The sequence below is a fragment of the Candidatus Marifrigoribacter sp. Uisw_064 genome (assembly GCF_047730175.1).
Taxonomy (GTDB): Bacteria; Bacteroidota; Bacteroidia; order Flavobacteriales; family Flavobacteriaceae; genus Marifrigoribacter.
Genome location: NZ_CP159833.1, coordinates 1,749,077 through 1,772,341, shown reverse-complemented (window position 1 = coordinate 1,772,341; position 23,265 = coordinate 1,749,077). Strand labels below are relative to the sequence as shown.

Sequence of the window (23,265 nt, the reverse complement as noted above, 5' to 3'; positions counted from 1 at the left end):
AATTAAAACGTTTCTCCTGTCTCTTTCAGTTTTTCAGTATTATTCACCAATTGTAATTCGTCAATAATCTTTTGAATATCTCCATTGATTATATTTCCTAAATCGTATAAAGTCAAATTGATTCTATGATCGGTAACTCTCCCTTGTGGATAATTATAGGTTCTAATTTTAGCTGAACGATCTCCACTAGTTACCATAGAACCACGTTTTATGGCATCTTCGGCTTGTTTCTTCGCTAACTCCATATCATACAGTCTAGAACGAAGTACTTTAAACGCTTTCTCTTTATTTTTATGTTGAGATTTCTGGTCTTGACATTGCGCTACTAAACCAGTAGGAATGTGTGTTAAACGTACCGCAGAATAGGTTGTATTTACAGATTGACCTCCTGGACCTGATGAGCAAAAGAAATCGACTCGAACTTCCTTTGGGTTTATTTCTACATCAAATTCCTCAGCTTCAGGAAAAACCATAACTGTAGCAGCACTGGTATGAACTCTTCCTTGAGTTTCTGTTTGAGGAACACGTTGCACACGATGTACACCCGCTTCAAATTTTAAAACGCCATACACATCACTACCTTCTATCTCTAATTGAATTTCTTTAAATCCACCATTCGTACCTTCACTGAAGTCTACTACACTCGTTCTCCAACCTCTACCTTCACAATATTTAGTATACATTCTAAAAATATCTCCCGCAAAAATACTCGCTTCATCGCCACCAGCACCTGCTCTAATTTCCATTACAGCATTTTTAGCATCTTCAGGATCTTTAGGAATCAATAAAAACTTAATCTCCTCTTCTAGCTGCGGAATCCTAGTTTTAGCATCATCCATTTCCATTTTTGCCATCTCAACCATTTCGGCATCACTCCCATCTTTAATAATTTCTTCAGCTTCTTCAATGTTATTCGTAAGAGAAATATATTCTTCTCTCTTTTTCATTAATTTATTTAGGTCTTTATATTCCTTATTTAACTGAACATATCTTTTTTGATCGGTAATAATATCGGGCTGAATGATTAAATCACTCACCTCATCAAAACGTTGTTTTACTATTTGAAGTTTTTCTAACATAGATTCCTTATAATCGTGCGAAATTACAATATTTTAGAGAATTTTATAGGTAGTTCTATGTATTAGATTATTAACTATTTAATTCTAAATGATCTTCTTTAGCAGTGTCTATTAGAAAAGTAAAAGAACCATTGCGCTTCCATTTATAAAAATAAAATGGATATTACTTAATGCCATACTTTTAATTATATCTATTAAGATATAAATTAAATAAACAGTAATACTAAAAGCTCCCCATAAGATGAGAAAATTATATAATAGGGATAAAATAGTAATGGAATACAGCCTATAACAGCTTTATAAAGGGTAGGGCTAGCTTCGCTATGGAAATATACCCCAAATGAAAATAGAATACACTTCAAAGAAGGCTAGTAAATAAATGTTCCAAACTCACTTTGAATAGTTAATTTTTTAGCATCAGAAGCTTCAACTCGGCCTACAATTTTTGCGTCTACATTAAACGATTTTGAAATTTCAATAATATCATTTGCATACGCTTCTGGAAGATAAATTTCCATACGGTGCCCCATATTAAAAACTTGATACATTTCTTTCCAATCTGTCTTACTCTCTTCCTGTATTAATTTAAAAAGTGGTGGCACTTCAAATAAATTATCCTTTACAATATGAAGGTTTTCGACAAAATGAAGAATTTTTGTTTGGGCTCCTCCACTACAATGAACCATTCCATGAATGTCTTTATTGGTATATTTTGAAAGAATTTTCTTAATAATAGGCGCATAGGTTCTTGTTGGAGATAACACTAATTTTCCAGCATCTAAAGGACTATTAGCTATAGCATCTTGCATTTTTTTTGAACCAGAATACACTAAGTCATCTGGCACAGCATGATCAAAACTTTCAGGGTATTTTGAAGCAAGTTCTTTATGAAAAACATCATGTCTAGCAGACGTTAATCCGTTACTTCCCATTCCTCCATTGTATTCAGTTTCGTAAGTTGCTTGTCCAGAAGAAGACAATCCTACTATAACATCGCCTGGTTTAATATTTGCATTATCGATTACTTTACTTCGTCCCATTCTAGCAGTTACGGTAGAATCAACAATAATAGTTCGTACTAAATCTCCCACATCAGCTGTTTCACCACCGGTTGAGTGAATATCAACTCCAAAACCTTTAAGGTCTTTTATAAGCTCTTCGGTTCCATTTATAATTGCAGAAATCACCTCTCCTGTAATGTTATTTTTATTTCTTCCAATAGTTGAAGACAACATAATATTATCTACAGCCCCAACACATAAAAGATCATCTAGATTCATGATAAGAGCATCTTGAGCAATTCCTTTCCAAACTGAAATATCACCCGTTTCTTTCCAATACATATATGCCAATGAAGATTTAGTTCCTGCTCCATCTGCGTGCATAATCAAGCAATAATTTTCATCACCCGTTAAATAATCAGGCACTATTTTACAAAATGCTTGTGGAAATAATCCTTTATCAACATTTTTAATTGCGTTATGTACATCTTCTTTTGAAGCAGAAACACCTCTTTGGGCATATCGTTTTGAAATATCTTGACTCATAGGACAAAGGTAAAAAAATAAAAAACCTCACGATATAAACGTGAGGTTTTAAATAATTATATTATTTAGTAAATAACAATTCTCTGTATTTTGGTAATGGCCAAATTTCATCATCTACCAGCAATTCTAACTTATCACAGTGATATCTAATCTCCTCGAAAAAAGGCTTTACATTATCGCAATAGGCAGCAGCTCGATTCTCAGAATCATCCATGCTATTTGCTTTCTTACGCTCATTGATCATATCTGTAATTCCTTTATTAATTTTTGAAATATGCAATGATATTTGCTCAATTAATTGCATTTGCTCTTTAGAATGCAACTTAAATTTATCACCATAAATATTTTTAAGTCCTTGCACATTTTCTATTAAAATATTTTGATACTTAATTGCGGTAGGAATTACATGATTTCTAGCAATATCACCTAATACACGGCTTTCAATTTGAATACGCATCGCATATTCTTCAACTTTAATTTCATAACGTGCTTCAATTTCTACCTTACTCATAATCCCAAGGTCCACATATAAAGCAATGTTCTTTTTAGTTATTTTAGGCTTTAAAGCAGTTGGAGTCGTTTTATTATTACTTAAACCTCTCTTTTTTGCTTCTTTTTCCCAAGCTTCACCATAACCATCACCTTCAAAAAGAATTCGTTTTGAATCTTTAATATATTCTCTCAGTACATTAAAAATCGCATCATCTTTCTTCATTTTCTTATCAGCAATCAATGCATCAACACTGGCTTTAAAATCTATAAATTGTCTTGCAACAATCGTATTTAAAACAGTCATTGGATTAGCACAGTTGGCTGTTGATCCTACCGCACGAAACTCAAATTTATTACCTGTAAATGCAAATGGTGAAGTACGGTTACGATCTGTATTATCTAATAAAATCTCTGGAATTTTACCAACCACATTTAACTTTAAATCTGTTTTTTCTTGTGGAGATAGTTTACCATTCGTTACTTTTTCAAGTTCATTTAAAACCTCTGTTAATTGCGAACCAATAAATACTGAAATAATCGCTGGCGGAGCTTCATTAGCTCCTAAACGATGGTCATTGTTTGCACTAGCAATAGATGATCTTAATAATTCTTCATATTCATTAACCGCTTTTATTGTATTAATAAAGAATGTTAAGAATTGAAGGTTTTTCATAGGTGTACTTCCAGGACTTAATAAGTTTACTCCTGTATTTGTACTTAATGACCAGTTATTATGTTTTCCACTTCCATTAATTCCTGCAAAAGGTTTTTCATGAAATAACACTTTAAAACTATGACGGTCTGCAACTTTCTCCATAATATCCATCAACAGAGAATTGTGATCGACCGCTAAATTTGCTTCTTCAAAAATAGGTGCTAACTCAAATTGATTTGGAGCTACTTCATTATGACGCGTTTTAACAGGAATACCTAATAGCATACATTCTGTTTCTAAATCACGCATATAATTTAATGCTCTTGAAGGAATTGATCCAAAATAATGATCATCTAATTGTTGTCCTTTGGCTGAAGCATGACCTAATAGTGTTCTTCCAGTTAAAGCGATATCTGGTCGAGCAGCAACTAATGCTTTATCTATTAAGAAATATTCTTGTTCCCAACCAAGAGTAGCAATAATCTTTGTAATATTTTTATCGAAATATTTAGCAACATCGGTTGCTGACTTATCTAATACTTGAAGTGAACGAAGTAAAGGTGTTTTATTATCCAATGCTTCCCCTGTATAAGCAACAAAAACTGTTGGAATACAAAGTGTAGTACCATATATAAATGCAGGAGATGTAGGATCCCACGCTGTATAACCTCTTGCTTCAAATGTATTTCGTATTCCACCATTTGGAAAACTAGATGCATCTGGCTCTTGCTGGACTAATTGCCCACCACCAAACTTTTCTATCGCCTGTCCACCTTCTACAGTTTCAAAAAATGCATCGTGCTTCTCTGCCGTTGTACCTGTTAGTGGTTGAAACCAGTGAGTATAATGAGTTGCCCCTTTTGAGATAGCCCATTCTTTCATACCTGTAGAGATATGGTCTGCTACACTTCGTTCGATTTTAGATCCATTTTCAACAGCTCCCATCACACTTTTAAAAGCGTCTTTGGTTAAAAACTGTCTCATAGCATGCTCATTGAAAACGTTTTCTCCAAAAATTGAAGAACGTCTTGCTGGCTCATTTACTAAAACTGTTTTTCGGTTGAATGTTTCTTTTAATGCTTGAAATCTTAACGTAGCCATAAAATTATTATTTATACAATTTAAAGCGCAAAAATATAATTTTTTACATATACCCCCTATTTTTTTAGGGGTATTTATTAAATATTTGATTTTTTTTTATCAACACCCCCTCTTTTATTGTTGAAAAGTTAATTATGAAGAAAATATCAAGCCGATAAAAACTGCATAAGAAACAAATAATATAATTCCTTTATACCTACTTAATATATATCGTTTTGGTAAAAAAGCTAAAGGGATGATGGCTCCTGAAAAAGCTAACATCCAGAAAATATCACTAGTTAATACTTGTTCACTAACCACTGCAATAGGCTGGATAATAGCTGTAATTCCTAAAACTGATGCTATATTAAATATATTTGAACCTATAAGATTCCCTAATGATATTGCTTTTTCTTTTTTAAGCGCTGCTATTACGGATGCTGCCAATTCAGGAACACTTGTTCCAATAGCAATCATAGTTACTGCAATTACTCGCTCACTAACTCCCATTAGTTGAGCTAAATCTACAGCTCCTTTTACCAATAGCTCACTTCCACCCCATAGAGCAACACCTCCTATAAGAAGCCAAATGGAAATTTTAAACCCAGAAGTTTTAGAAAGTGACACATTTACCTCATCACTACTAACTTCTTTTGGTTCACGAGATTTTTTTGCCCTTGAAATTATAACCCATAAATACACAACTAAAGCAAGCAACAAACAGATCCCTTCTACACGAGTAATTATCTTTCCTGAATTTAAAATAAAATACAATGCCACAGAAAGCAGCATCATAAAAGGCCAATTAATTTTGTAAAAATCTTTATCTATTTCTAGTGAAGATATAATTGCTGTGATTCCTAATACCAATCCAATATTTGCAATATTAGAACCTATTACATTCCCTAATGAGATATCTGAAAAACCATCTAAAGCCGCTTGAACACTAACCAAAAGTTCTGGCGTAGAGGTTGCAAATGAGACAACCGTAAGTCCAATTACCATTTTTGAAATATGCAATCTAAATGATAAAGCCACGGAAGAGCGCACTAAAAATTCACCTCCTACCACTAATAAAGTTAATCCTAAAAGGATAAATACTACACTCATTATTAACATTAATTTGTTGCGAAGATACTATTTTTAAGCACATTCCATCTTTCTAACCACTATGTTTCTTGCATATTTATTTAACATATAACTATAAATATAGTTATATAACTATTTAATTAGTTGCATAACTATATTTATAGTTATATGTTTGTTGAAACAAAAGATAAAATTATATATGGAGCAATTAACTAATAAGGAAGAAGAAGTCATTCAAGCATTATGGAGCATTGAAAAAGGCTTCGTGAAAGACATCTTAGCTGAGCTTCCTATAGGCAATCATTACAATACCGTTTCTACCATTGTAAGAAATCTAGAAGATAAAGGCTATGTATCTTATCATGCTTTTGGGAAAACCCATCAGTATTTTCCCATTATCTCTAAAGAAACATATAGCAGTCAATTTATGAACATTGCTTCGCAGCGCTTTTTTAATAGTAGCTATAAAAATATGGTCTCCTTTATTGTTGAAAATGAAAATATTAGCGCAAAAGAACTTAGAGAAATATTAAAAAGCATCGAAAAAAAGGAATAACACTAAACACTTATATATCTAATAAAACCGGCTGCAATCCTGAGCTTGATCTAAAGTATTTAGCACTCCGAAAAGAGGAACTATTTACCGCTAAAGGACACTTTTAATTGACTGAATTATGAGGGTGACAAAAAATTAATATCCCTTATTCTTTTAATTGTATTTTTACCCCATGAAAAAGCAATTTTTTAAATCCCTAGCAAATTTCAACAAAGCAATATTACCAAGTTTAACAAAAAGGAGAGTCGATTTGGCCAAAGCTAAGAAATGGCAAATATTACTATTTGGTTATCGCCTTTGGGTGACCAAAAAAGCATTGGATTAATAATTTAATACCGAAGCAATATCATATCCTTTTAATTTATCCTTTCCATTTAAAAAGTCTAAGGTCATAATAAAATTACACTGCACTACAATCCCTCCCTGGCTTTCAATTAATTTACAAACTGCTTCTGCTGTACCACCAGTTGCAAGCACATCGTCATGCATTAATACGCGATCTCCCTTCTGAATAGCATCTATGTGCATTTCAACTTTATCGGTGCCATATTCTAAATCGTACAATTGACTTACAGTGGTAAAAGGTAATTTTCCTGGCTTTCGTACAGGGACAAATCCAACATTTAATTTTTGCGCAATCAAAGTGCCAAAGAAAAAACCACGAGACTCTACTCCAACAACTTTATCGATGTGTTTATTTTTCACTAATTGCAACAATTGACGCAAACATTCTCTAGTTGCTTCTGGACTATTTAAAAGAGGCGCTATGTCTTTAAAGAGGATTCCTGGTTTTGGAAAACCCTGTATGTCGCGAATAAAATTTTCTATCTCTATCATTTATTCAAATCTATTTTGCTGTAAAGGTAAAAAGAAATATATTTGCACCCCATTAAAGGCCACGTGGCGCAACTGAATAGCGCACCTGATTACGGCTCAGGAGGTTGCAAGTTTGAATCTTGCCGTGGTCACTACAAGCAGAAAGTCTATTACGAGAGTAATAGGCTTTTTTATTTTTACAAAACGTCAAAAGCCTGCTTTTGTAAGGAAAGTGAAAACAAAAAAGCAGCCGCCGAAGGCGGATGGACTTTCTATTTGCAAAAGAGAATACAAAAGGACACCGAAGGTAATCTTGCCGTGGTCAAACAAGCAGAAAGTCTATTACGAGAGTAATAGACTTTCTTTTTGTGGTTTGAAACGGAAAAGGGTGGAATATTTTGAAAGTGAAATGCCATAAAAAATAATTTTAGATATTACAATTTAAGAATTAACTTTAAAATATAATGACAATAAAATTGATCATAAAAAAGCCTTACACACAATTTGACTGTTTTTCAAATTAAGTATTCAAGAGTTCATCAACTTTAGCATTGAGGACTAACGAAATAGGTGGTGGAACTATTTAGCTAAGCACAGAATTTGCAAATCCACCAATACCAGATTTAAGCTGATTCACATTTCCATCAAACTCTTCATATGTTTTCAGGACATCTTTCATTAATGTTTTCGGTTCAGTTAACATCATTGAACCGTCTGAAATTTTGCTATTCACCTCATTGTAAAGTGTAGCTATTTCTTCATCATCTTTATTAATCTGTTTATTGAATTCAGCAAGAGATCTACCCAAAGATTGCAATGAATTTGATCTACAACAATCATGAATCAATGCTTTTATATATTCGAGGTTAAATACAATTCCTTTTTATTAAATTAGTAACTTAAAGGAATTATAGACTAGACTCTAGTCAACAATTATCAGATAAAAAATCATGTTGGAATCCTGATTAAATATCTTAATTTAAAAAAAGTAATAAAAGGGTGTAATAATTTATAACTTCTAACACTAACCTTAAAAAACAAGATTTGAGTAACGATTTTTATACATCATCAATTTTACCCTATTCTGGGATAATTATAAAAATTTGTAGGGCATATACTGATTCTCAAGAAGATTTTGAGGATTATTATCAGGAAGTCTGTTTGCAAATTTGGAAAAGCAAGGACAAATTCCGTGGCGAGGCAAAATGGTCAACATGGATTTATAGACTGTCATTAAATATATGTTTAACATTAATTAAAAAGAAGAAAAGAACACGCCAATACTATAGTACCGATACTATAAATAAGAATGAAGATGCTGAAGACAATGCAACTTTTTCTGATGAAGATTTGAGTTATTTATATGAGGCCATTAAACAATTATCTGAAATAGACAGAGCTGTAATTTTACTTTATTTAGAAGAAAAACCAAACAAAGAAATTGCCGAAATAATTGGAACGACACCGAATAATATAGGAGTACGAGTTAACAGAATTAAAGAACGATTAAAAAAAATATTACATGGAAAAATCAATTGAATCAATTTGGAAACAGGGTTTTTTAGACAATAATGCTATGGTAGCACCAAAACTAAATAACCTTTACAATCAAAAGTCTATCCATATTATAGACAAGTTTAAGAGGATGTTTAAAATAAACCTTAATGCACTTATTATATTTTCTTTTTTGGTATTACCGCTTTCTTTTTTGGTGAAAATTCCGGTTATGGGAGTTCTTATGTTTATTCTTTTAAATGTTATAGTTCTCGTTAATAAAAAGGTGTTTAAAGGCTTAAATAAGATCGATAAAAATGTGAGCAGTTATCAATACCTTAAATCTTTCGATGAATGGATGCAAGCTCAAATTTTATTAAATATGAAGATGTCCCGGTTTATTTATCCATACGTTTTTATAGCTATGGTTTCTGGATTTTGGTTTTCTAGTTCAATTCGTGAATCTTTAAATAGAATCTTTGGAAATTATCAACCTTATATGCTATATGAAATACCCGTGTACTGGGTGCTTGTAATACTACTAATAACAATTACTTTAGGAATTTTTGGCGGACGAATTTACAAATGGGATTTGAATTTAGTGTATGGGCGGATCATGAAAAAACTTGCTGAGTTAATTGCAGATATGGAAGATTTAAAAAATATTAAAAATTAATTGTAATATTTTTAGATTTTGAACATTAATCAAATAAAGATTAAACATTATGACAATTATTGAAGCATCTCAGTTTTTTAAAAGGGTATTAAAAGAGACAGATAACAAACGAGAAATAAAAGTGTACAACAGTTTTATTGATATTTTATCAAATTTAAAAACTAGAGATTTAACAGAAGAACAATTTTTGCTAATCAATAACGAGATTAAAACGTTGAATTTAAAATCGAATCCTGAAAATAAGAGGAGGTTTTTTAATAAAAAACTTACTATTTTTAAGCGATTTTTGAAAGATAATTTTTCTTTAATTACAGAGGGTTACTATACAACTTTAGGCATAAGTTTGGGTATGAGCTTTGGAGTTGCTATTGGAGCTAGTTTTGGTGAATCGACAGGAATTGCAATTGGAATTTCGATGGGAATGCTTATCGGATCAGCAATTGGTCGTAATAAAGATTTAGAAGCCGAGAAGAACAATCGGGTGTTAAAAAATAAAAGGTCAAGTTTATAATACTATTTTTTGAAACATAATAAACTACCGTTAAAAGCCTTCTTTTTTTCTGAAGGCTTTTTTTATGTCCCTTTTTTAGAAGAAATGTTTTACTCTTAATTTAATAGGATAAAACTCACCGAAAGGTATGATTATCTTGAATTATTAGCTGATAAAGAGTACCTTTGTTACTGATATAGTAAGTTGTTTGTAATTTGAATAAACATATCAGATGGCAGAGGAAAAAGAGGAATTAGACAATTATTTAGACAATCATTACATACACAGAAGTAATTGGTTGAGAGCTGCTGTTCTTGGTGCTAATGATGGTATTTTATCAACTGCAAGTATTGCCATTGGAGTTGCTGCAGCGAGTGACGTTAGAGACCCTGTTATATTGGCAACATTAGCGGGATTAGTAGCTGGCGCTTTATCTATGGCAGCGGGAGAATATGTATCGGTAAGTTCACAAACAGATGTGGAAAAAGCAGACATCAAACGTGAAAAGCAAGAACTGATTGAAATGCCCGAAATCGAATTACAAATGCTAGCTAAAATTTATGAAAAAAGAGGTTTAAAAAAAGAAACCGCCTTAACAGTAGCACAAGAATTAACGGAACATGATGCCTTAGGAGCGCATGTTAGAGACGAATTAGGAATTAATGAAATTAGCCAAGCTAAGCCCCTGCAGGCGGCATTTGCATCAGGAGCAGCATTTACAGTAGGTGGTTTGCTTCCTTTTTTAGTGACACTCTTTCTCCCTTTAAAGAGCATGGAATATTCACTATATGGTTTTGCTCTTTTCTTTCTAATCATTTTGGGCGCAATGTCCGCAAAAGCTGGTGGTTCTGGTATAGGAATTGCAATTATCCGTATTACATTCTGGGGAACAGTTGCAATGGGATTAACCGCTTTGGTTGGGTATTTATTTAATGTTAGCGTCGGATAAAAGCTACCCCCAACAACGCATAACAAAAATGATTGAACAGCTTAAAAATAATAAAAAAGAAGTTTCAGAAAAAATACGTTCAGTTTTTCAAGTTTCATACGCAGTAGAGGCTAAATTATTAAAGGCTGTTAATTTCCCCCCGCTACAAAGACCTCTTGAAGATTTTATAAAAAGTAACACAGAATTTTTCGGATTCATGAATAATGAAAAACTTGCTGGAGTCATTGAAATTGATCATAATAAGAATGCTACACTTATTTGTAGCTTAGTAGTAAACCCACTTTTTTTCAGACAAGGAATCGCAAGAAAGCTAATGGAGTTCACTTTAAATGCATTTGACTCGAGTATCTATACCGTTGAAACAGGCGTTGAGAATGGACCTGCAACTGAGCTATATAAGAAATTTGGTTTTACAGAAGTTAAACAATGGGACACCAACCACGGAGTTAGAAAAATACGTTTTGAGTATAGAAAAGATAAATAACACTCTTACAAACGAAATAAATTAATGTATTTTTTTTTTAAATTAATCATTGTACTAGTAATTTTTAATCGTAATATTGCAATGAACAAATTAATTAAGGCATGGGATTAGCAAAAACAGAAATGTTTACCGAACTTCAAAATGAAATAGCATTGTATGCAAAGGTCTTTGGACATCCTGCAAGAGTAGCTATTCTGCAACACTTGTTTAATATAGACACCTGTGTTTGTGGTGATCTTGTTTGCAAGATTGGACTTGCGCAACCAACTATATCACAACATTTAAAAGAATTAAAACACTTAGGACTTATAAAGGGAACCGTAGAAGGTACTAGTGTTTGTTATTGTATAGATGCAGAAAAATGGACACAAATGAAAGAAGTAATGTCTCATTTTTTAGACCAAGACATTTCTAAAGAAAATTGTTGCTAAACAAATTAATTGAATAAAATTAAGATGAAAAAAGAACAAGAATTAAAAGATATTGTTAGAGACCGTTACGCAAAAATTGCGGAACAAGGAAAAGCTGAAAATGCTTCCTCCTGTTGTGGTGCTACAACAACATCTAACAAAGTGTATAATATAATGATGGATGATTATTCTGAAACAGATGGATATATAGAAGATGCTGATTTAGGATTAGGCTGTGGATTACCTACCCAGTTTGCAAAAATTAACCAAGGAGATACCGTTATTGATTTAGGATCTGGCGCTGGAAATGACTGTTTTGTTGCTCGACATGAGGCCGGTGATAATGGCAAAGTTATCGGTATTGATTTCACTCCTATTATGATTGAAAAAGCACGTATCAATGCTGAAAAATTAGGATATAATAATGTAGAGTTTAGAGTAGGAGATATTGATGCTATGCCTGTAAGTAATGACACTGCAGATGTCATTGTAAGTAATTGTGTACTGAATTTGGTTCCTAATAAACAAAAAGTGATTGGAGAAATTTACCGTGTTTTAAAACCTGGTGGCCATTTTAGTATTTCAGATATTGTATTAATGGGAGAATTACCAATAGCTTTAAAAGAAGATGCCGAAATGTATGCAGGTTGTGTAGCAGGTGCTATCCAAAAAGTAGATTATTTACAATATATAGAAGATAGTGGTTTTCAAAATATCACTATTCAAAAAGAAAAACCAATCGTTATTCCAGATGACATTCTTATCAAATATTTGAGTCAGGAAGAGATCAATAATTTTAACAAAGGAGCGACTGGAATTTTCAGTATCACAGTGTATGCTGAGAAACCTGGAACAAAAAAAGGCAAACAAAAAATGAACCTTTCAGAAATTGAGTCTTCAAATTGTTGTGATCCTGCTACCAATTGCTGTTAATTTTTTAATATTATAAATTGTATCTAAATGTCATTATTTAATAAAATAGAGGGTTTTGTATCGACCATAAATGTTAATTCCATCTCAAATGAACGAAAAAAAATCCTTCAACCTTTGATTGACTTTATTCAAACGAAAACAGATAAGAATCAAGAAATTCGATTAAATTTTATTTGTACGCATAACTCTCGAAGAAGTCATTTTTCACAAGTTTGGGCACAAGTAATGGCATATCATTTTAAGATCCATAAAGTATTTTGTTATTCCGGTGGAACAGAAGCTACCGCATTATTTCCGATGGTGACTGAAACCTTATTAAATTCTGGATTTCATATTCAAAAAACTTCAGAAGATAAAAATCCTGTGTATAGTATTAAGTATGCTAGCAATGAGCATCCAATTATTGGATTTTCTAAAAAATTCGATGATGATTTTAATCCTATATCTGAATTTGCTGCAATTATGACTTGTTCACAAGCTGATGAAGGCTGTCCAATTGTTTCGGGAGCAGAACAACGATTTCCAATCACTTTTGAAGACCCTAAGGCTTTTGACAACTCCCCTCAACAAGCTGAAAAATATAAAGAAAGAAGCTTGCAAATTGCAACGGATTTAATGCATGTATTCACTCAAATTAAAAAATAATAATGGCAACAAATAAAAAATTAAGCTTTTTAGATAGCTATTTAACTCTTTGGATTTTTTTAGCCATGGCTATTGGTGTAGGTATCGGTTATTTTGCTCCCTCTTTTCCAGATCTAGTTAATTCAATGAGTAGTGGATCTACTAATATTCCTATTGCAATCGGATTAATTTTAATGATGTATCCTCCTTTAGCGAAAGTGAATTTTAGATTATTACCTAAAGTTTTTAAGAACACTAAAATTTTAAGTATTTCACTTATTCTTAATTGGATTGTTGGACCCGTTCTTATGTTTATTTTGGCTATCACCTTTTTAAGAGACTATCCAGAATATATGGTTGGGCTTATCTTAATTGGATTAGCTAGATGCATCGCAATGGTGTTAGTTTGGAATGATTTAGCTGAAGGAAGTGCGGAATATGGCGCAGGATTAGTGGCATTAAATAGTATTTTTCAAGTATTTGCTTATAGTTTTTATGCCTGGTTATTTATTACAGTACTTCCACCCTATTTTGGATTTGAAGGCGCTATTGTAGATATATCTATTAGTACCATAGCTGAAAGTGTTGCAATTTATTTAGGAGTTCCATTTGCTTTAGGAATTCTAAGCCGTTTAATTTTAGTCAAACTTAAAGGGGAAGAATGGTATACCAAAAAGTTTATTCCAACCATTTCACCAATGACCCTAATTGCGCTTTTATTTACCATTATAATCATGTTTTCTTTAAAGGGCGAATTGATTGTTGAAATACCAATGGACGTATTAATTATTGCTGTTCCACTTTTAATATATTTCTTACTTATGTTTATTATTGGATTCTTTGCAACTAAAGCAATGGGAACTGAATACGACAAAACAGCTGCGGTTGCATTTACAGCTGCAGGAAATAACTTTGAATTAGCAATTGCAGTCGCAATCGCAGTTTTCGGACTGAATTCTGGGCAAGCTTTTGCTGGTGTAATAGGTCCTTTAGTAGAAGTACCTGCCTTAATAATATTGGTTCGCGTTTCTTTTTGGCTGCGAAAAAAATATTATGGAAAGACTAAGCTAGCATAGACAAATAAAACAGACTAAATCACTTAAATAATTGAATTTCATTATAGTTGAAGTTTAATTATTTATCAATAGTAAAGGAATTCATAAAACACTTTTGCATCTTTGTTGTTCAAATCTTCGATATGACTGAGGTTAAATTAGGCTTAAAAGAAAACTGGAAGCAATTTAGTCTATTAGTAATTGTCAACGCATTCGTTGGTGGAATGGTAGGTCTTGAACGTACAATTCTTCCTGAAATAGCAGAAAAAGAATTTGGCCTAGCTGTTAAAACTGCTATTCTATCCTTTATTATAGTCTTTGGAATCACGAAAGCTATCACCAATTATTTTACAGGCGCATTAGCCAATAAATATGGAAGAAAAAAACTACTAATTCTAGGTTGGATCATTGCTATACCAATCCCATTTGTGCTCATGTTTGCACAAAGCTGGAATTGGATTATTGCTGCCAACGTTTTACTTGGTATCAATCAAGGTTTGGCTTGGAGTAGCACAGTGGTTATGAAGATTGATTTAGTAGGCGAAAAAGACCGTGGCTTTGCAATGGGTTTAAATGAGTTTGCAGGGTATTTAGCCGTAGCAATAGTTGCTTTTTTTACAGGTTGGATCGCTAGTGAATATGGTCTTCGTCCCTATCCTTTCTATATTGGAATTGTACTTATAATTTTAGGATTAGTATTCAGTATATTTTTTATTAAAGATACGGTGCATCATGTTTCAAAAGAAAGTACCAACAGTTTAATTCCTCCCTTAAAAAATATCTTTTGGGAAACAACATGGACCAACAAAAACTTAGGTACTGTCTCTCAAGCTGGATTAATAAATAATCTAAACGATGGAATGGTATGGGGAATATTCCCGCTCCTGCTTGCTAGCAAAAATTTTTCAATTGAACAAATAGGAATAATTGTTGCTTTATATCCTGGGGTCTGGGGAATAGGACAACTTTTTACAGGAAAAATGGCTGATGTCTATTCAAAAAAACAAATGCTATTTATAGGAATGTTGATACAAGCCATTGCTCTTTTTCTATTTTACTATGCTGATACTTTAGTACATTATGGGATCTTAGCTTCTATTTTAGGTTGGGGAACTGCCATGGTATATCCTACTTTTTTAGCCTCAATTGCAGAAAACACAAACCCTATGGACCGAGCGAAAAGCATAGGAATTTTTAGACTTTGGAGAGATTTAGGCTATGCTATTGGAGCTATTCTAACTGGTGTTATTGCTGATCTTTACAGCATTAATACTTCTATAATATTTATTAGTATACTTACTTTTATTTCAGCTATTATTATTAAAATAAGAATGAAAAATAGTTAATTTTATATTTAAGAATGTAGATTAAAGAATTAAAAATATATAGTTCAAACATAAAAAACAGGCAGTTTTTTATACTACTTTTTTAGGTCTAACCTTAGTAGAAGAACATAGTGATCATATTTTCATACAGGTTGGAACATCCATTTTAAAAATTCAATATAGTGCTGAATCCACACCATATCATTTTGCTATAAATATTCCTGCAAACAAAGATATTGAAGCGCTAGAATGGCTAAAAAGTAAGGTAGCTATTTTAAAAGATGGAGCCAATGAAATACAAGATTTTGATTTTTGGAATTCAAAAGCGATGTACTTTTATGATGAAGACCAAAACCTAGTTGAACTCATTGCAAGAAAAAATATTCAGAATAGTTCTGATAAAATATTTGATTCAAATTCATTTCTTGAGATTTCTGAAATAGGGTTACCTACACTAGATATAGAAAAGCAATTCAATATTTTAAATAAACTTATGGGTATTGAAGTTTTTGATGGCGGATTTGAACATTTTTGTGCAATTGGAGATGAAAATGGGTTATTTATTTGCATCAATAAAGAAAAAAAGGATTGGTTTCCGATCAATGAAGAAACATATTCTTCAGACTTTGAAATTCAATTCATAGAAAAAAGTAAAGAGTATCACTTTCAGTTTAAAAATACTACGTTAAAGAGTATAGCTTAAAAATATCTATAGAAGTTTTAAATTTTCAATACGATAAATCATCGCATCATCATCTAAATTACTTTCAGAATAAATAACTTTAAACTCTTGGTCTATGTATGTTTCATCATTTTTTAGATCGTATTGATGCAATACTTTTGGATGTATTTCTTCAAAATACATATCTTCTCCATTTTCGAAAGTAAATTTAAAATATCCTTCTGTGAACGATATAAAAGTAGCGGTTTTCATTTAGTTATTGAGGCTTGTTATTCTTCTGTATCAAATCCAGAAATAGGGTTAATATTTTCATCACCAAGAGGCGCATCATGATCTTCAATTGCATTGATTAAATACACACCAATTTTCACTAAAAAAATTGTGTCTACGTTGCGTACTTCTACTGCTTTGATTAATTCATTTTTTGAATTTCTAAAAGAAATAACATCTGAATCACTATATCCATGAGGAAATTTATCTACTAAAAGATCTAAGATATCTTCGTTCAATTTCTTATAGTCTACTATAACCCTTCTCATTATTGAAAAGTATTATTTTGTACAACAGCAAATATGTACAGACTAAAAATAAAAAAAGTAGCGGAAGTTAGCTTTAAATTTCGGTTACTTATCCAATAAGCTGCTTTTGAATATAACTTCCTATTTTTCAAAAGCCCGAACCTATAAACACAGTTCATTTTGTTCAGCTATAGCTATACAAATGAAATATAAATTTTTAAATAAATGAACTTTTGAATAATATTTTTTGATGAAATGTGTGTTAATTCAAGAAAATCATATGATTTCAGCATTTAAATCTGCATTTAACAACATCGTACATCTAGGTTTTAACTCATCATACGTTCCTGTTTTAACTCCACATTTTCCTTTATAATGAACAATAATTGAACATTGCTCAGCTTGTTCAAGCGTGTGTTCGCAAGCAGAAATTAAGGTATCAACTACATGATCAAAAGTATTTACATCGTCATTGTACAAAATAATTTGATGCTGTGTGCTTTCCTTTTCAGCAATCGCAACATCTTCTTGTATTTCTTCTTTTGTACCCATAAAAAATTTATCGCTAGATTTTTATTGACTCCTCTAAATTACAAATTTTGCAGCAATCCAATTGTTTCTTTCTTTATTTGAAACGAATGAAAATCCAAGATTCGTACAGGTATCTTTTATTAGATTTAAATCTTCTGAATAAAATCCGCTTAAAAATAATTGCCCTCCTTCTTCTAAACAAGCTCTATAAACAGGCATATCTTGCAACAAAACATTCCTATTAATATTGGCGATGATGATATCGTATTTTTTATTTTCTAACAATGAAGCATCCCCTAAATAAGGACTGATATTTTTACAATTATTCCTTTCAATATTTTCTTCTGAATTTTCAAAACACCATTCATCAAAATCAATGGCATCAATTTTTATAGCACCTTTCATTTCAGCTAGAATAGCTAATACTGCTGTTCCACAACCCATATCTAATACTGTTTTTTTTGAAAAATCAGTTTCTAAGATGTGCTGAAGCATCATATACGTAGTTTCGTGGTGTCCCGTTCCAAAAGACATTTTTGGTTCGATAACTATCTCATATTCTAAATTAGATTCTGGATGAAATGGCGCTCGAACGATGCATGTATCATCAACTTCAATCGAAGGGAAGTTTTTCTCCCATTCGGCATTCCAATTTACCTGTTCTATTTCTTTAAAAGAATAGGAAATTTCAAACTCTTCAGAATATAATATTTGAACCTCATCTAAAATAGTTGAACTCCAATCGGGTTTTTGAATATATGCCTTTACTCCTGTTTCGTCTTCTACAAAACTTTCGAAACCAGCATAGCCTAATTCTGCTATTAATATTTCATTTCCTAAAGGGATAGGACTCACTAAAAAATGATATTCGATATAAACTTGTGACATAAAAAAAATTAAAATGCATTAACAATCGCCATAAAATTTTCCGCATCTAATGCAGCTCCTCCAATAAGACCTCCATCGACATCTTTCTTCCCAAAAATCTCTTGCGCGTTGTTTGGCTTTACACTTCCACCATATAAAATAGAAACTCCTTGAGCTACTTCTTCATTATAGGTATCTAAGATGGTATTTCTAATGAATTCATGCATTTCCTGCGCTTGTTCTGGACTGGCTGTTTCGCCAGTACCAATTGCCCAAACTGGTTCATAAGCCAAAATCACATTCTTCCATTCGGCTTCAGCAATATGACAAATACCTTCTTCTAGCTGTTCTTTTACGATGTTAAAATGATTCCCGTTTTTACGATCTTCAAGCTCTTCGCCAAAGCAATAGATTAGAGTCATTTCATTTTTTAATGCAGCATCTACCTTGGTTGCTAAAAGTTCATTGGTCTCCCAAAAATAAGCACGTCGTTCGCTATGACCAAGAATAACAGTATTTACACCAGCGCTTTTAAGCATCGCAGCAGAAATCTCTCCAGTAAAAGCTCCATTATCAGCTTGATGCATGTTTTGCGCAGCTACCTCAATAGTTGAATCTTTCAACATCGTATTGGCACTAACTAAATTCGTAAATGTTGGCGCTACGATAACCGAAACGTTTTCCGGTACGTCGTACACTAATAAATCATTTAACAGACGTTCAGTCTCCTGAAGGTCATTATTCATTTTCCAATTTCCTGCAACTATATTTTTTCTCATAGTAATTATATTACTTTTTTAATATTTCTATTAAAATTTCATCATCTGCCTTTATGGCTTTGTACAATGAAATTTCACCTTCAGGATTTACAATCATATATCTTGGTACCCAATCTAAATCAATAGAAGAACAAAAAGGGCTTTTCCATCCTAAAGGAATAAAATAATGTTCTCCTTCCATTTTATATTTATCAATTACTTTTTTCCACGTTTCTTGCGTTTTATCTAAAGATAGAAATAAAAACACAACATCTTTATTTTTTTTCTGAAGTTCTTTCACCTTAGGCATTCCGATAATACAATCCTTACACCAGCCAGCCCAAATGTCAATGAGTATAGTTTTTCCTTTATGCGATTCTAATATTTCTGAAAATGTAATATTATTTCCTTCAAAGGAAACAAAGGTGTCATTAAGTGCTTCCGAAGAAAAAGAGGTCTTTTGAGCCTGAATAGTAATCACAAACAGCAATAGAATGGAACTTATAATAATTTTCATGTGTTTATATTTATTGATTTCTAATCTTAGGGTCTAGCCAGCCATAAATAACATCAACAAAAATATTAATAATAATAAACAAACTAGCTATTACTATTACAGCTCCCATAATAATTGGTAAATCGAGTGTATTTAAAGCATCTACTATTTCTTTTCCTAAACCATTCCAGCCAAAAATATACTCGACAAAAACAGCTCCTGCTAACATAGATGCAAACCATCCTGAAATTGCAGTCACTACTGGATTCAAAGCATTTTTTAAGGCATGTTTTTTTACAATGGTAAATAAAGTAAGACCTTTTGCTTTTGCCGTTCGAATATAATCTCTCGTCATAATTTCTAACAAGGAATTACGCATTAACTGACTTACTACTGCGAGTGGTCTAATCCCTAAAACAATGGCAGGTAATATTAAATTTTTTAATTGAATGTATTTACCCTCACCAAAATCGTCTACTTCAAATAAACTCCCTGTCATGTTTAATCCTGTGTATTTATGCAACACAAAACCAAACAGCCAAGCAAAAATTATGGCACTAAAAAAAGAAGGAACACTCATGCCAAACGTACTAAACAATTGAATGAGTTTATCAATCCAACTTTCTTTAAACAGTGCCGAAATAATTCCTAAAAACACACCTAATACCATCGCTATACAAATGGCTGAAACGGCTAATACAAAAGTGTTTGGAAGTGTTTCAGAAATAACATCACTCACTTGTTTTCCATTTTTCTGAAAAGATTCACGTAAGTAAGGGAATTTTAAAACAACGTTCGTTTCACCTAACTTGAATAATTTTGTGGCACTGTATTTTTTTTCTGAAAGAAAAGAGTAATCATCTTCAATCGCACTGTGAAATGACAAAGGTGATAAATCATTTATATAATAGAGATATTGCTTATGTATAGGTTGATCGAAACCATATTTTTTCTTTACAATCGCAATTTGTTCTTCGTTTTCATTTTGCCCTAACATCATACGAGCTGGATCACCAGGAAGTATAGTGAACAATAAAAAAATAACGGTAACTACACCAAATAGGGTAAGCAATGCATAACCTAATTTTTGTAGTAGATAGGGAATCACAGTTTATAGTTTTATCAATTTAAGATCCGAAGCATCGTTCCAATGAAGTTTTTGTTTAATGGTTCCTTTTTGTAATTCCATGATCCCAGGAAAACTTCTAATAATTGTTTTTAAGGTTGTTTCATCACAGAAATAAAAGTCGAAATTAAGGTCATACTCTTTCACTAATGCTTCTGTAACTTCTGGGCTTGAAGCTGACATTCCAATAACTTTATACCCTTTTTTTATGGCTTCATCTGTAATTTTTCGAATAGGAATAAACCCTTCTTTTTCACTATTACTTATACTATATGCAACCACTACAATTAAGTTTTCTTCAGCTAATAATTCTTCTTTATAATCTTCTCCATCCCGTTCCATGGTAAAATCATGAATAGGAGGTTCGTAGCCTTTCTGAATTAATTTTGTTTCAACCTCATATTCCCCCTTTTCATTTGGAAAATCTCCATTGGTGATTACCGTTTTTGTTTCTCCATTGTTTGTGAATTTCCAATGGTATTCAAATATAGGTTTATCTGAATTATCAGGATATTCCATTCCTTTCGTAATATTAGCTTCAATTTTATAGGGTCTGAAATCTTTTACAGGAAGATGATCTAATACATGATTCCCAAAGAATAAACATCCAATAAAAACTGCATATATTATAATATTTCTCACTAAACTGGTGAAAAATGGTTTGATTAATTCTCTTCCGAAGTATAGAATTAAAATTAAAACCAATAGAATGATATCTTTTGTAAAGGACTCCCAGGGTGTTAATTTTATTGCATCTCCAAAACATCCGCAATCGGTTACTTTATTAAAATACGCAGAATAAAACGTAAGAAAAGTAAAGAATATAATCATTAATAATAAACTCCAAAGGGTAAACTTTTTCGCATATCCAATTATTATCATAACTCCTAACATCACTTCGTATACCACAACAAAAACAGCAATTAATAATGCATAGGGTACTAAAAAATCTATATTTAAAACTTCAGGAGCAAAATAATCTTTAAGTTTAAATGAAAACCCAACAGGGTCATTCAATTTAATTAAACCACTTATAATAAATAATAGCCCAACAAAAATTCTTGAAAATCCGACAAGTAATTTCATATCTATATCTTTTTTATTCTTCTAAATGAATTAATGCAAAAACAGCATAGTTTATCATGTCTTGATAATTTGCATCTAATCCTTCAGACACAATTGTTTTCCCTTTATTGTCTTCAATTTGTTTTACTCGTAGTAATTTTTGCAAAATTAAATCGGTAAGAGAACTCACTCTCATTTCGCGCCAAGCTTCTCCATAATCATGGTTTTTATCCATCATTAGGTCCTTAGTAATTCCACTATTTTTATCGTATTCTACAATTGCTTCTTCCAGATTCATGTCAGGGTTTTCAACGACTCCTTTTTCTAATTGAATCAATGCCATTATAGAGTAATTAATAATTCCGATAAATTCACTTCCTTGCCCTTCATCTACTTTTTGCACACTATTTTGCTGCAAACCTCGGACACGTTGCGCTTTTATAAAAATTTGATCTGTTAATGAAGAAAGTCTTAAAATACGCCATGCACTTCCATAATCCTTCATTTTATTGATAAACAAGCTTCTACATTTTATTATAACGTCGTCATATTGTTTTGAAGTATCTGGCATGAGGTCTGTAAGATTTTCCGTAAATTTCGCTTAAATAAATCAATTTAAAAAATTGAAAACAATTAATTGTAAAGGTAATCTAATAGATTTATCTATCCCAAAGATAATGGGAATCTTAAACATAACTCCAGACTCATTTTTTGACGGTGGCAGTTTAATTTCTGAAAAAGAAGTGCTTCAAAAGGCTGAAAAAATGCTAGAAGAAGGAGCAACTTTTTTGGATGTTGGCGGCTATAGTTCAAGACCTAGAGCTGATTTTGTTACCGAAGAGGAAGAAATTAAACGAGTAATTCCGGTCATTCAATTGTTAAACAAAGAATTTCCTGAAGCAATTCTTTCAATAGATACTTTCCGAAGTAAAATAGCTGAAATGGCTGTCTTAGCAGAAGCCGCAATCGTAAATGATATTTCAGGCGGAAGTCTAGACAATCAAATGTTTGAAACCATTGCGAAACTAAAAGTACCTTATATTGTTATGCATATGAGAGGGACTCCAAAAACAATGGTAAACCTCACAGAATACGAAGATGTAACAAAAGACCTCCTCTATTATTTTTCAGAAAAATTAAAAAAAGCAACTAGTTTAGGAATAAAAGATGTGATTTTAGATCCCGGCTTCGGGTTTGCAAAAACCCAAGAACAAAATTTTGAACTTATGAATCATCTTGAATTATTTCAACATTTAGACGCGCCCTTACTTGTTGGAATCTCTAGAAAATCGATGATTTATACAAGTTTAAAAAATAGTCCTAAAGAGGCATTAAACGGTACTACGGCGCTACATTCAATTGCGCTTTTAAAAGGGGCAAATATTTTAAGAGTGCATGATGTTAAAGAAGCAAAAGAGTGTATAACTTTAATGCAAAATCTAAAAGGAAACATTTAAACCCCTAAGAT

28 protein-coding genes and 1 tRNA gene are annotated in these 23,265 nt (G+C 32.0%); 14 read left to right on the top strand and 15 right to left on the bottom strand.

Translation table 11 applies throughout. The features are described 5' to 3' along the window. Positions 1–2: 2 nt before the first annotated feature. The 4 genes from prfA to ABXT64_RS08015 all read right to left on the bottom strand — a co-directional run bounded on the left by prfA (position 3) and on the right by ABXT64_RS08015 (position 5,963). Complete coding sequence (gene prfA / locus ABXT64_RS08030) at positions 3–1,079, bottom strand: peptide chain release factor 1 (RefSeq protein WP_443632412.1); 1,077 nt, start codon at positions 1,077–1,079, stop codon at positions 3–5. Between the two features lie 368 nt (positions 1,080–1,447). Continuing rightward, complete coding sequence (locus ABXT64_RS08025; RefSeq protein WP_443632411.1) at positions 1,448–2,626, bottom strand: AIR synthase related protein; 1,179 nt, start codon at positions 2,624–2,626, stop codon at positions 1,448–1,450. A gap of 61 nt (positions 2,627–2,687) precedes the next feature. After that, on the bottom strand, positions 2,688–4,874 hold the full coding sequence (locus ABXT64_RS08020) for a glutamine synthetase III family protein (RefSeq protein ID WP_443632410.1): 2,187 nt from the start codon (positions 4,872–4,874) through the stop codon (positions 2,688–2,690). Positions 4,875–5,006: 132 nt separating this feature from the next. Then, a complete protein-coding gene (locus ABXT64_RS08015; RefSeq protein WP_443632409.1) occupies positions 5,007–5,963 on the bottom strand; it encodes a calcium/sodium antiporter in 957 nt (318 codons plus the stop codon). 178 nt (positions 5,964–6,141) lie between these two features. Between ABXT64_RS08015 and ABXT64_RS08010 the strand changes: the two genes are divergently transcribed. Beyond that, positions 6,142–6,498: a BlaI/MecI/CopY family transcriptional regulator gene (locus ABXT64_RS08010; protein ID WP_443632408.1), complete on the top strand. Its 357-nt coding sequence runs from the start codon at positions 6,142–6,144 to the stop codon at positions 6,496–6,498. 321 nt (positions 6,499–6,819) lie between these two features. Here ABXT64_RS08010 and ABXT64_RS08005 read toward each other — a convergent pair whose 3' ends face one another. Then, positions 6,820–7,332: an adenine phosphoribosyltransferase gene (locus ABXT64_RS08005; protein ID WP_443634943.1), complete on the bottom strand. Its 513-nt coding sequence runs from the start codon at positions 7,330–7,332 to the stop codon at positions 6,820–6,822. A gap of 60 nt (positions 7,333–7,392) precedes the next feature. Between ABXT64_RS08005 and ABXT64_RS08000 the strand changes: the two genes are divergently transcribed. After that, positions 7,393–7,466, top strand: a tRNA-Arg gene (locus ABXT64_RS08000). A gap of 431 nt (positions 7,467–7,897) precedes the next feature. Here ABXT64_RS08000 and ABXT64_RS07995 read toward each other — a convergent pair. Next, positions 7,898–8,122 carry a hypothetical protein gene (locus ABXT64_RS07995; RefSeq protein ID WP_443632407.1) on the bottom strand — a complete coding sequence of 75 codons (225 nt, stop codon included), beginning with the start codon at positions 8,120–8,122 and terminating at the stop codon, positions 7,898–7,900. 236 nt (positions 8,123–8,358) lie between these two features. Here ABXT64_RS07995 and ABXT64_RS07990 point away from each other — a divergent pair, with 236 nt between their 5' ends. The 11 genes from ABXT64_RS07990 (at position 8,359) to ABXT64_RS07940 (ending at position 16,457) form a co-directional block, all read left to right on the top strand. Further along, a complete protein-coding gene (locus ABXT64_RS07990; protein WP_443632406.1) occupies positions 8,359–8,853 on the top strand; it encodes an RNA polymerase sigma factor in 495 nt (164 codons plus the stop codon). Further along, positions 8,837–9,484 carry a hypothetical protein gene (locus ABXT64_RS07985; RefSeq protein ID WP_443632405.1) on the top strand — a complete coding sequence of 216 codons (648 nt, stop codon included), beginning with the start codon at positions 8,837–8,839 and terminating at the stop codon, positions 9,482–9,484. The genes ABXT64_RS07990 and ABXT64_RS07985 overlap by 17 nt, the downstream gene beginning before the upstream one ends. Positions 9,485–9,533: 49 nt before the next feature. Continuing rightward, entirely contained in the window at positions 9,534–9,995 is a 462-nt protein-coding gene (locus tag ABXT64_RS07980; protein ID WP_443632404.1) for a hypothetical protein, read from the top strand. 211 nt (positions 9,996–10,206) lie between these two features. After that, on the top strand, positions 10,207–10,923 hold the full coding sequence (locus tag ABXT64_RS07975) for a VIT1/CCC1 transporter family protein (protein WP_443632403.1): 717 nt from the start codon (positions 10,207–10,209) through the stop codon (positions 10,921–10,923). A gap of 28 nt (positions 10,924–10,951) precedes the next feature. Then, positions 10,952–11,407, top strand: coding sequence for a GNAT family N-acetyltransferase (locus ABXT64_RS07970; RefSeq protein ID WP_443632402.1), 456 nt, complete (start codon positions 10,952–10,954; stop codon positions 11,405–11,407). Positions 11,408–11,508: 101 nt separating this feature from the next. After that, positions 11,509–11,838, top strand: coding sequence for an ArsR/SmtB family transcription factor (locus ABXT64_RS07965; protein WP_443632401.1), 330 nt, complete (start codon positions 11,509–11,511; stop codon positions 11,836–11,838). Positions 11,839–11,862: 24 nt separating this feature from the next. Next, complete coding sequence (locus ABXT64_RS07960; RefSeq protein ID WP_443632400.1) at positions 11,863–12,750, top strand: arsenite methyltransferase; 888 nt, start codon at positions 11,863–11,865, stop codon at positions 12,748–12,750. 27 nt (positions 12,751–12,777) lie between these two features. Beyond that, the gene (locus ABXT64_RS07955; protein WP_443632399.1) at positions 12,778–13,395 is read left to right on the top strand and encodes an arsenate-mycothiol transferase ArsC; all 618 of its coding nucleotides are present in this window, start codon (positions 12,778–12,780) and stop codon (positions 13,393–13,395) included. 2 nt (positions 13,396–13,397) lie between these two features. Next, positions 13,398–14,450 (top strand): ACR3 family arsenite efflux transporter, encoded by a 1,053-nt coding sequence (arsB, locus tag ABXT64_RS07950; RefSeq protein WP_443632398.1) that lies wholly within the window; start codon positions 13,398–13,400, stop codon positions 14,448–14,450. Between the two features lie 122 nt (positions 14,451–14,572). After that, a complete protein-coding gene (locus ABXT64_RS07945; protein ID WP_443632397.1) occupies positions 14,573–15,775 on the top strand; it encodes an MFS transporter in 1,203 nt (400 codons plus the stop codon). 307 nt (positions 15,776–16,082) lie between these two features. Further along, positions 16,083–16,457: a hypothetical protein gene (locus tag ABXT64_RS07940; protein WP_443632396.1), complete on the top strand. Its 375-nt coding sequence runs from the start codon at positions 16,083–16,085 to the stop codon at positions 16,455–16,457. A 6-nt stretch (positions 16,458–16,463) separates the two neighbouring features. On the opposite strand, the gene ABXT64_RS07935 is transcribed toward ABXT64_RS07940, so the two are convergent. The 9 genes from ABXT64_RS07935 to ABXT64_RS07895 form a co-directional block, all read right to left on the bottom strand. Then, complete coding sequence (locus tag ABXT64_RS07935; RefSeq protein WP_443632395.1) at positions 16,464–16,688, bottom strand: hypothetical protein; 225 nt, start codon at positions 16,686–16,688, stop codon at positions 16,464–16,466. A 17-nt stretch (positions 16,689–16,705) separates the two neighbouring features. Next, positions 16,706–16,975, bottom strand: coding sequence for a hypothetical protein (locus tag ABXT64_RS07930; protein ID WP_443632394.1), 270 nt, complete (start codon positions 16,973–16,975; stop codon positions 16,706–16,708). A gap of 255 nt (positions 16,976–17,230) precedes the next feature. Further along, positions 17,231–17,506 (bottom strand): ATP-dependent Clp protease adaptor ClpS, encoded by a 276-nt coding sequence (locus ABXT64_RS07925; protein WP_443632393.1) that lies wholly within the window; start codon positions 17,504–17,506, stop codon positions 17,231–17,233. Between the two features lie 33 nt (positions 17,507–17,539). Beyond that, positions 17,540–18,373: a 50S ribosomal protein L11 methyltransferase gene (prmA, locus tag ABXT64_RS07920; protein WP_443632392.1), complete on the bottom strand. Its 834-nt coding sequence runs from the start codon at positions 18,371–18,373 to the stop codon at positions 17,540–17,542. A gap of 8 nt (positions 18,374–18,381) precedes the next feature. Then, positions 18,382–19,131, bottom strand: coding sequence for a triose-phosphate isomerase (tpiA, locus tag ABXT64_RS07915; RefSeq protein WP_443632391.1), 750 nt, complete (start codon positions 19,129–19,131; stop codon positions 18,382–18,384). Positions 19,132–19,141: 10 nt separating this feature from the next. Next, positions 19,142–19,627, bottom strand: coding sequence for a TlpA family protein disulfide reductase (locus ABXT64_RS07910; protein ID WP_443632390.1), 486 nt, complete (start codon positions 19,625–19,627; stop codon positions 19,142–19,144). Between the two features lie 10 nt (positions 19,628–19,637). Then, positions 19,638–20,714: an ABC transporter permease gene (locus ABXT64_RS07905; RefSeq protein ID WP_443632389.1), complete on the bottom strand. Its 1,077-nt coding sequence runs from the start codon at positions 20,712–20,714 to the stop codon at positions 19,638–19,640. 3 nt (positions 20,715–20,717) lie between these two features. After that, positions 20,718–21,818 (bottom strand): BT_3928 family protein, encoded by a 1,101-nt coding sequence (locus ABXT64_RS07900; protein ID WP_443632388.1) that lies wholly within the window; start codon positions 21,816–21,818, stop codon positions 20,718–20,720. Between the two features lie 13 nt (positions 21,819–21,831). Continuing rightward, positions 21,832–22,368, bottom strand: a complete 537-nt coding sequence (locus ABXT64_RS07895) for a DUF1599 domain-containing protein (protein WP_443632387.1) — start codon at positions 22,366–22,368, stop codon at positions 21,832–21,834. A 106-nt stretch (positions 22,369–22,474) separates the two neighbouring features. Here ABXT64_RS07895 and folP point away from each other — a divergent pair, with 106 nt between their 5' ends. Next, positions 22,475–23,254, top strand: coding sequence for a dihydropteroate synthase (folP, locus tag ABXT64_RS07890; RefSeq protein ID WP_443634942.1), 780 nt, complete (start codon positions 22,475–22,477; stop codon positions 23,252–23,254). Positions 23,255–23,265 lie beyond the last annotated feature (11 nt).

Excerpts from the sequence above, each read along its gene's own strand:
- ABXT64_RS08015 (WP_443632409.1), bottom strand. The coding sequence starts at position 5,963 with ATGAGTGTAGTATTTATCCTTTTAGGATTAACTTTATTAGTGGTAGGA.
- ABXT64_RS07895 (WP_443632387.1), bottom strand. The coding sequence starts at position 22,368 with ATGCCAGATACTTCAAAACAATATGACGACGTTATAATAAAATGTAGA.
- ABXT64_RS07970 (WP_443632402.1), top strand. The coding sequence starts at position 10,952 with ATGATTGAACAGCTTAAAAATAATAAAAAAGAAGTTTCAGAAAAAATA.
- ABXT64_RS07900 (WP_443632388.1), bottom strand. The coding sequence starts at position 21,818 with ATGAAATTACTTGTCGGATTTTCAAGAATTTTTGTTGGGCTATTATTT.
- folP (WP_443634942.1), top strand. The coding sequence starts at position 22,475 with ATGGGAATCTTAAACATAACTCCAGACTCATTTTTTGACGGTGGCAGT.
- ABXT64_RS07965 (WP_443632401.1), top strand. The coding sequence starts at position 11,509 with ATGGGATTAGCAAAAACAGAAATGTTTACCGAACTTCAAAATGAAATA.
- prfA (WP_443632412.1), bottom strand. The coding sequence starts at position 1,079 with ATGTTAGAAAAACTTCAAATAGTAAAACAACGTTTTGATGAGGTGAGT.
- ABXT64_RS07930 (WP_443632394.1), bottom strand. The coding sequence starts at position 16,975 with ATGAGAAGGGTTATAGTAGACTATAAGAAATTGAACGAAGATATCTTA.
- ABXT64_RS07935 (WP_443632395.1), bottom strand. The coding sequence starts at position 16,688 with ATGAAAACCGCTACTTTTATATCGTTCACAGAAGGATATTTTAAATTT.
- ABXT64_RS07985 (WP_443632405.1), top strand. The coding sequence starts at position 8,837 with ATGGAAAAATCAATTGAATCAATTTGGAAACAGGGTTTTTTAGACAAT.
- ABXT64_RS07925 (WP_443632393.1), bottom strand. The coding sequence starts at position 17,506 with ATGGGTACAAAAGAAGAAATACAAGAAGATGTTGCGATTGCTGAAAAG.
- ABXT64_RS07955 (WP_443632399.1), top strand. The coding sequence starts at position 12,778 with ATGTCATTATTTAATAAAATAGAGGGTTTTGTATCGACCATAAATGTT.
- ABXT64_RS07960 (WP_443632400.1), top strand. The coding sequence starts at position 11,863 with ATGAAAAAAGAACAAGAATTAAAAGATATTGTTAGAGACCGTTACGCA.
- ABXT64_RS07975 (WP_443632403.1), top strand. The coding sequence starts at position 10,207 with ATGGCAGAGGAAAAAGAGGAATTAGACAATTATTTAGACAATCATTAC.
- ABXT64_RS07945 (WP_443632397.1), top strand. The coding sequence starts at position 14,573 with ATGACTGAGGTTAAATTAGGCTTAAAAGAAAACTGGAAGCAATTTAGT.
- ABXT64_RS07980 (WP_443632404.1), top strand. The coding sequence starts at position 9,534 with ATGACAATTATTGAAGCATCTCAGTTTTTTAAAAGGGTATTAAAAGAG.
- ABXT64_RS07940 (WP_443632396.1), top strand. The coding sequence starts at position 16,083 with ATGTACTTTTATGATGAAGACCAAAACCTAGTTGAACTCATTGCAAGA.
- ABXT64_RS07910 (WP_443632390.1), bottom strand. The coding sequence starts at position 19,627 with ATGAAAATTATTATAAGTTCCATTCTATTGCTGTTTGTGATTACTATT.
- ABXT64_RS08025 (WP_443632411.1), bottom strand. The coding sequence starts at position 2,626 with ATGAGTCAAGATATTTCAAAACGATATGCCCAAAGAGGTGTTTCTGCT.
- arsB (WP_443632398.1), top strand. The coding sequence starts at position 13,398 with ATGGCAACAAATAAAAAATTAAGCTTTTTAGATAGCTATTTAACTCTT.
- prmA (WP_443632392.1), bottom strand. The coding sequence starts at position 18,373 with ATGTCACAAGTTTATATCGAATATCATTTTTTAGTGAGTCCTATCCCT.
- ABXT64_RS08020 (WP_443632410.1), bottom strand. The coding sequence starts at position 4,874 with ATGGCTACGTTAAGATTTCAAGCATTAAAAGAAACATTCAACCGAAAA.
- tpiA (WP_443632391.1), bottom strand. The coding sequence starts at position 19,131 with ATGAGAAAAAATATAGTTGCAGGAAATTGGAAAATGAATAATGACCTT.
- ABXT64_RS08010 (WP_443632408.1), top strand. The coding sequence starts at position 6,142 with ATGGAGCAATTAACTAATAAGGAAGAAGAAGTCATTCAAGCATTATGG.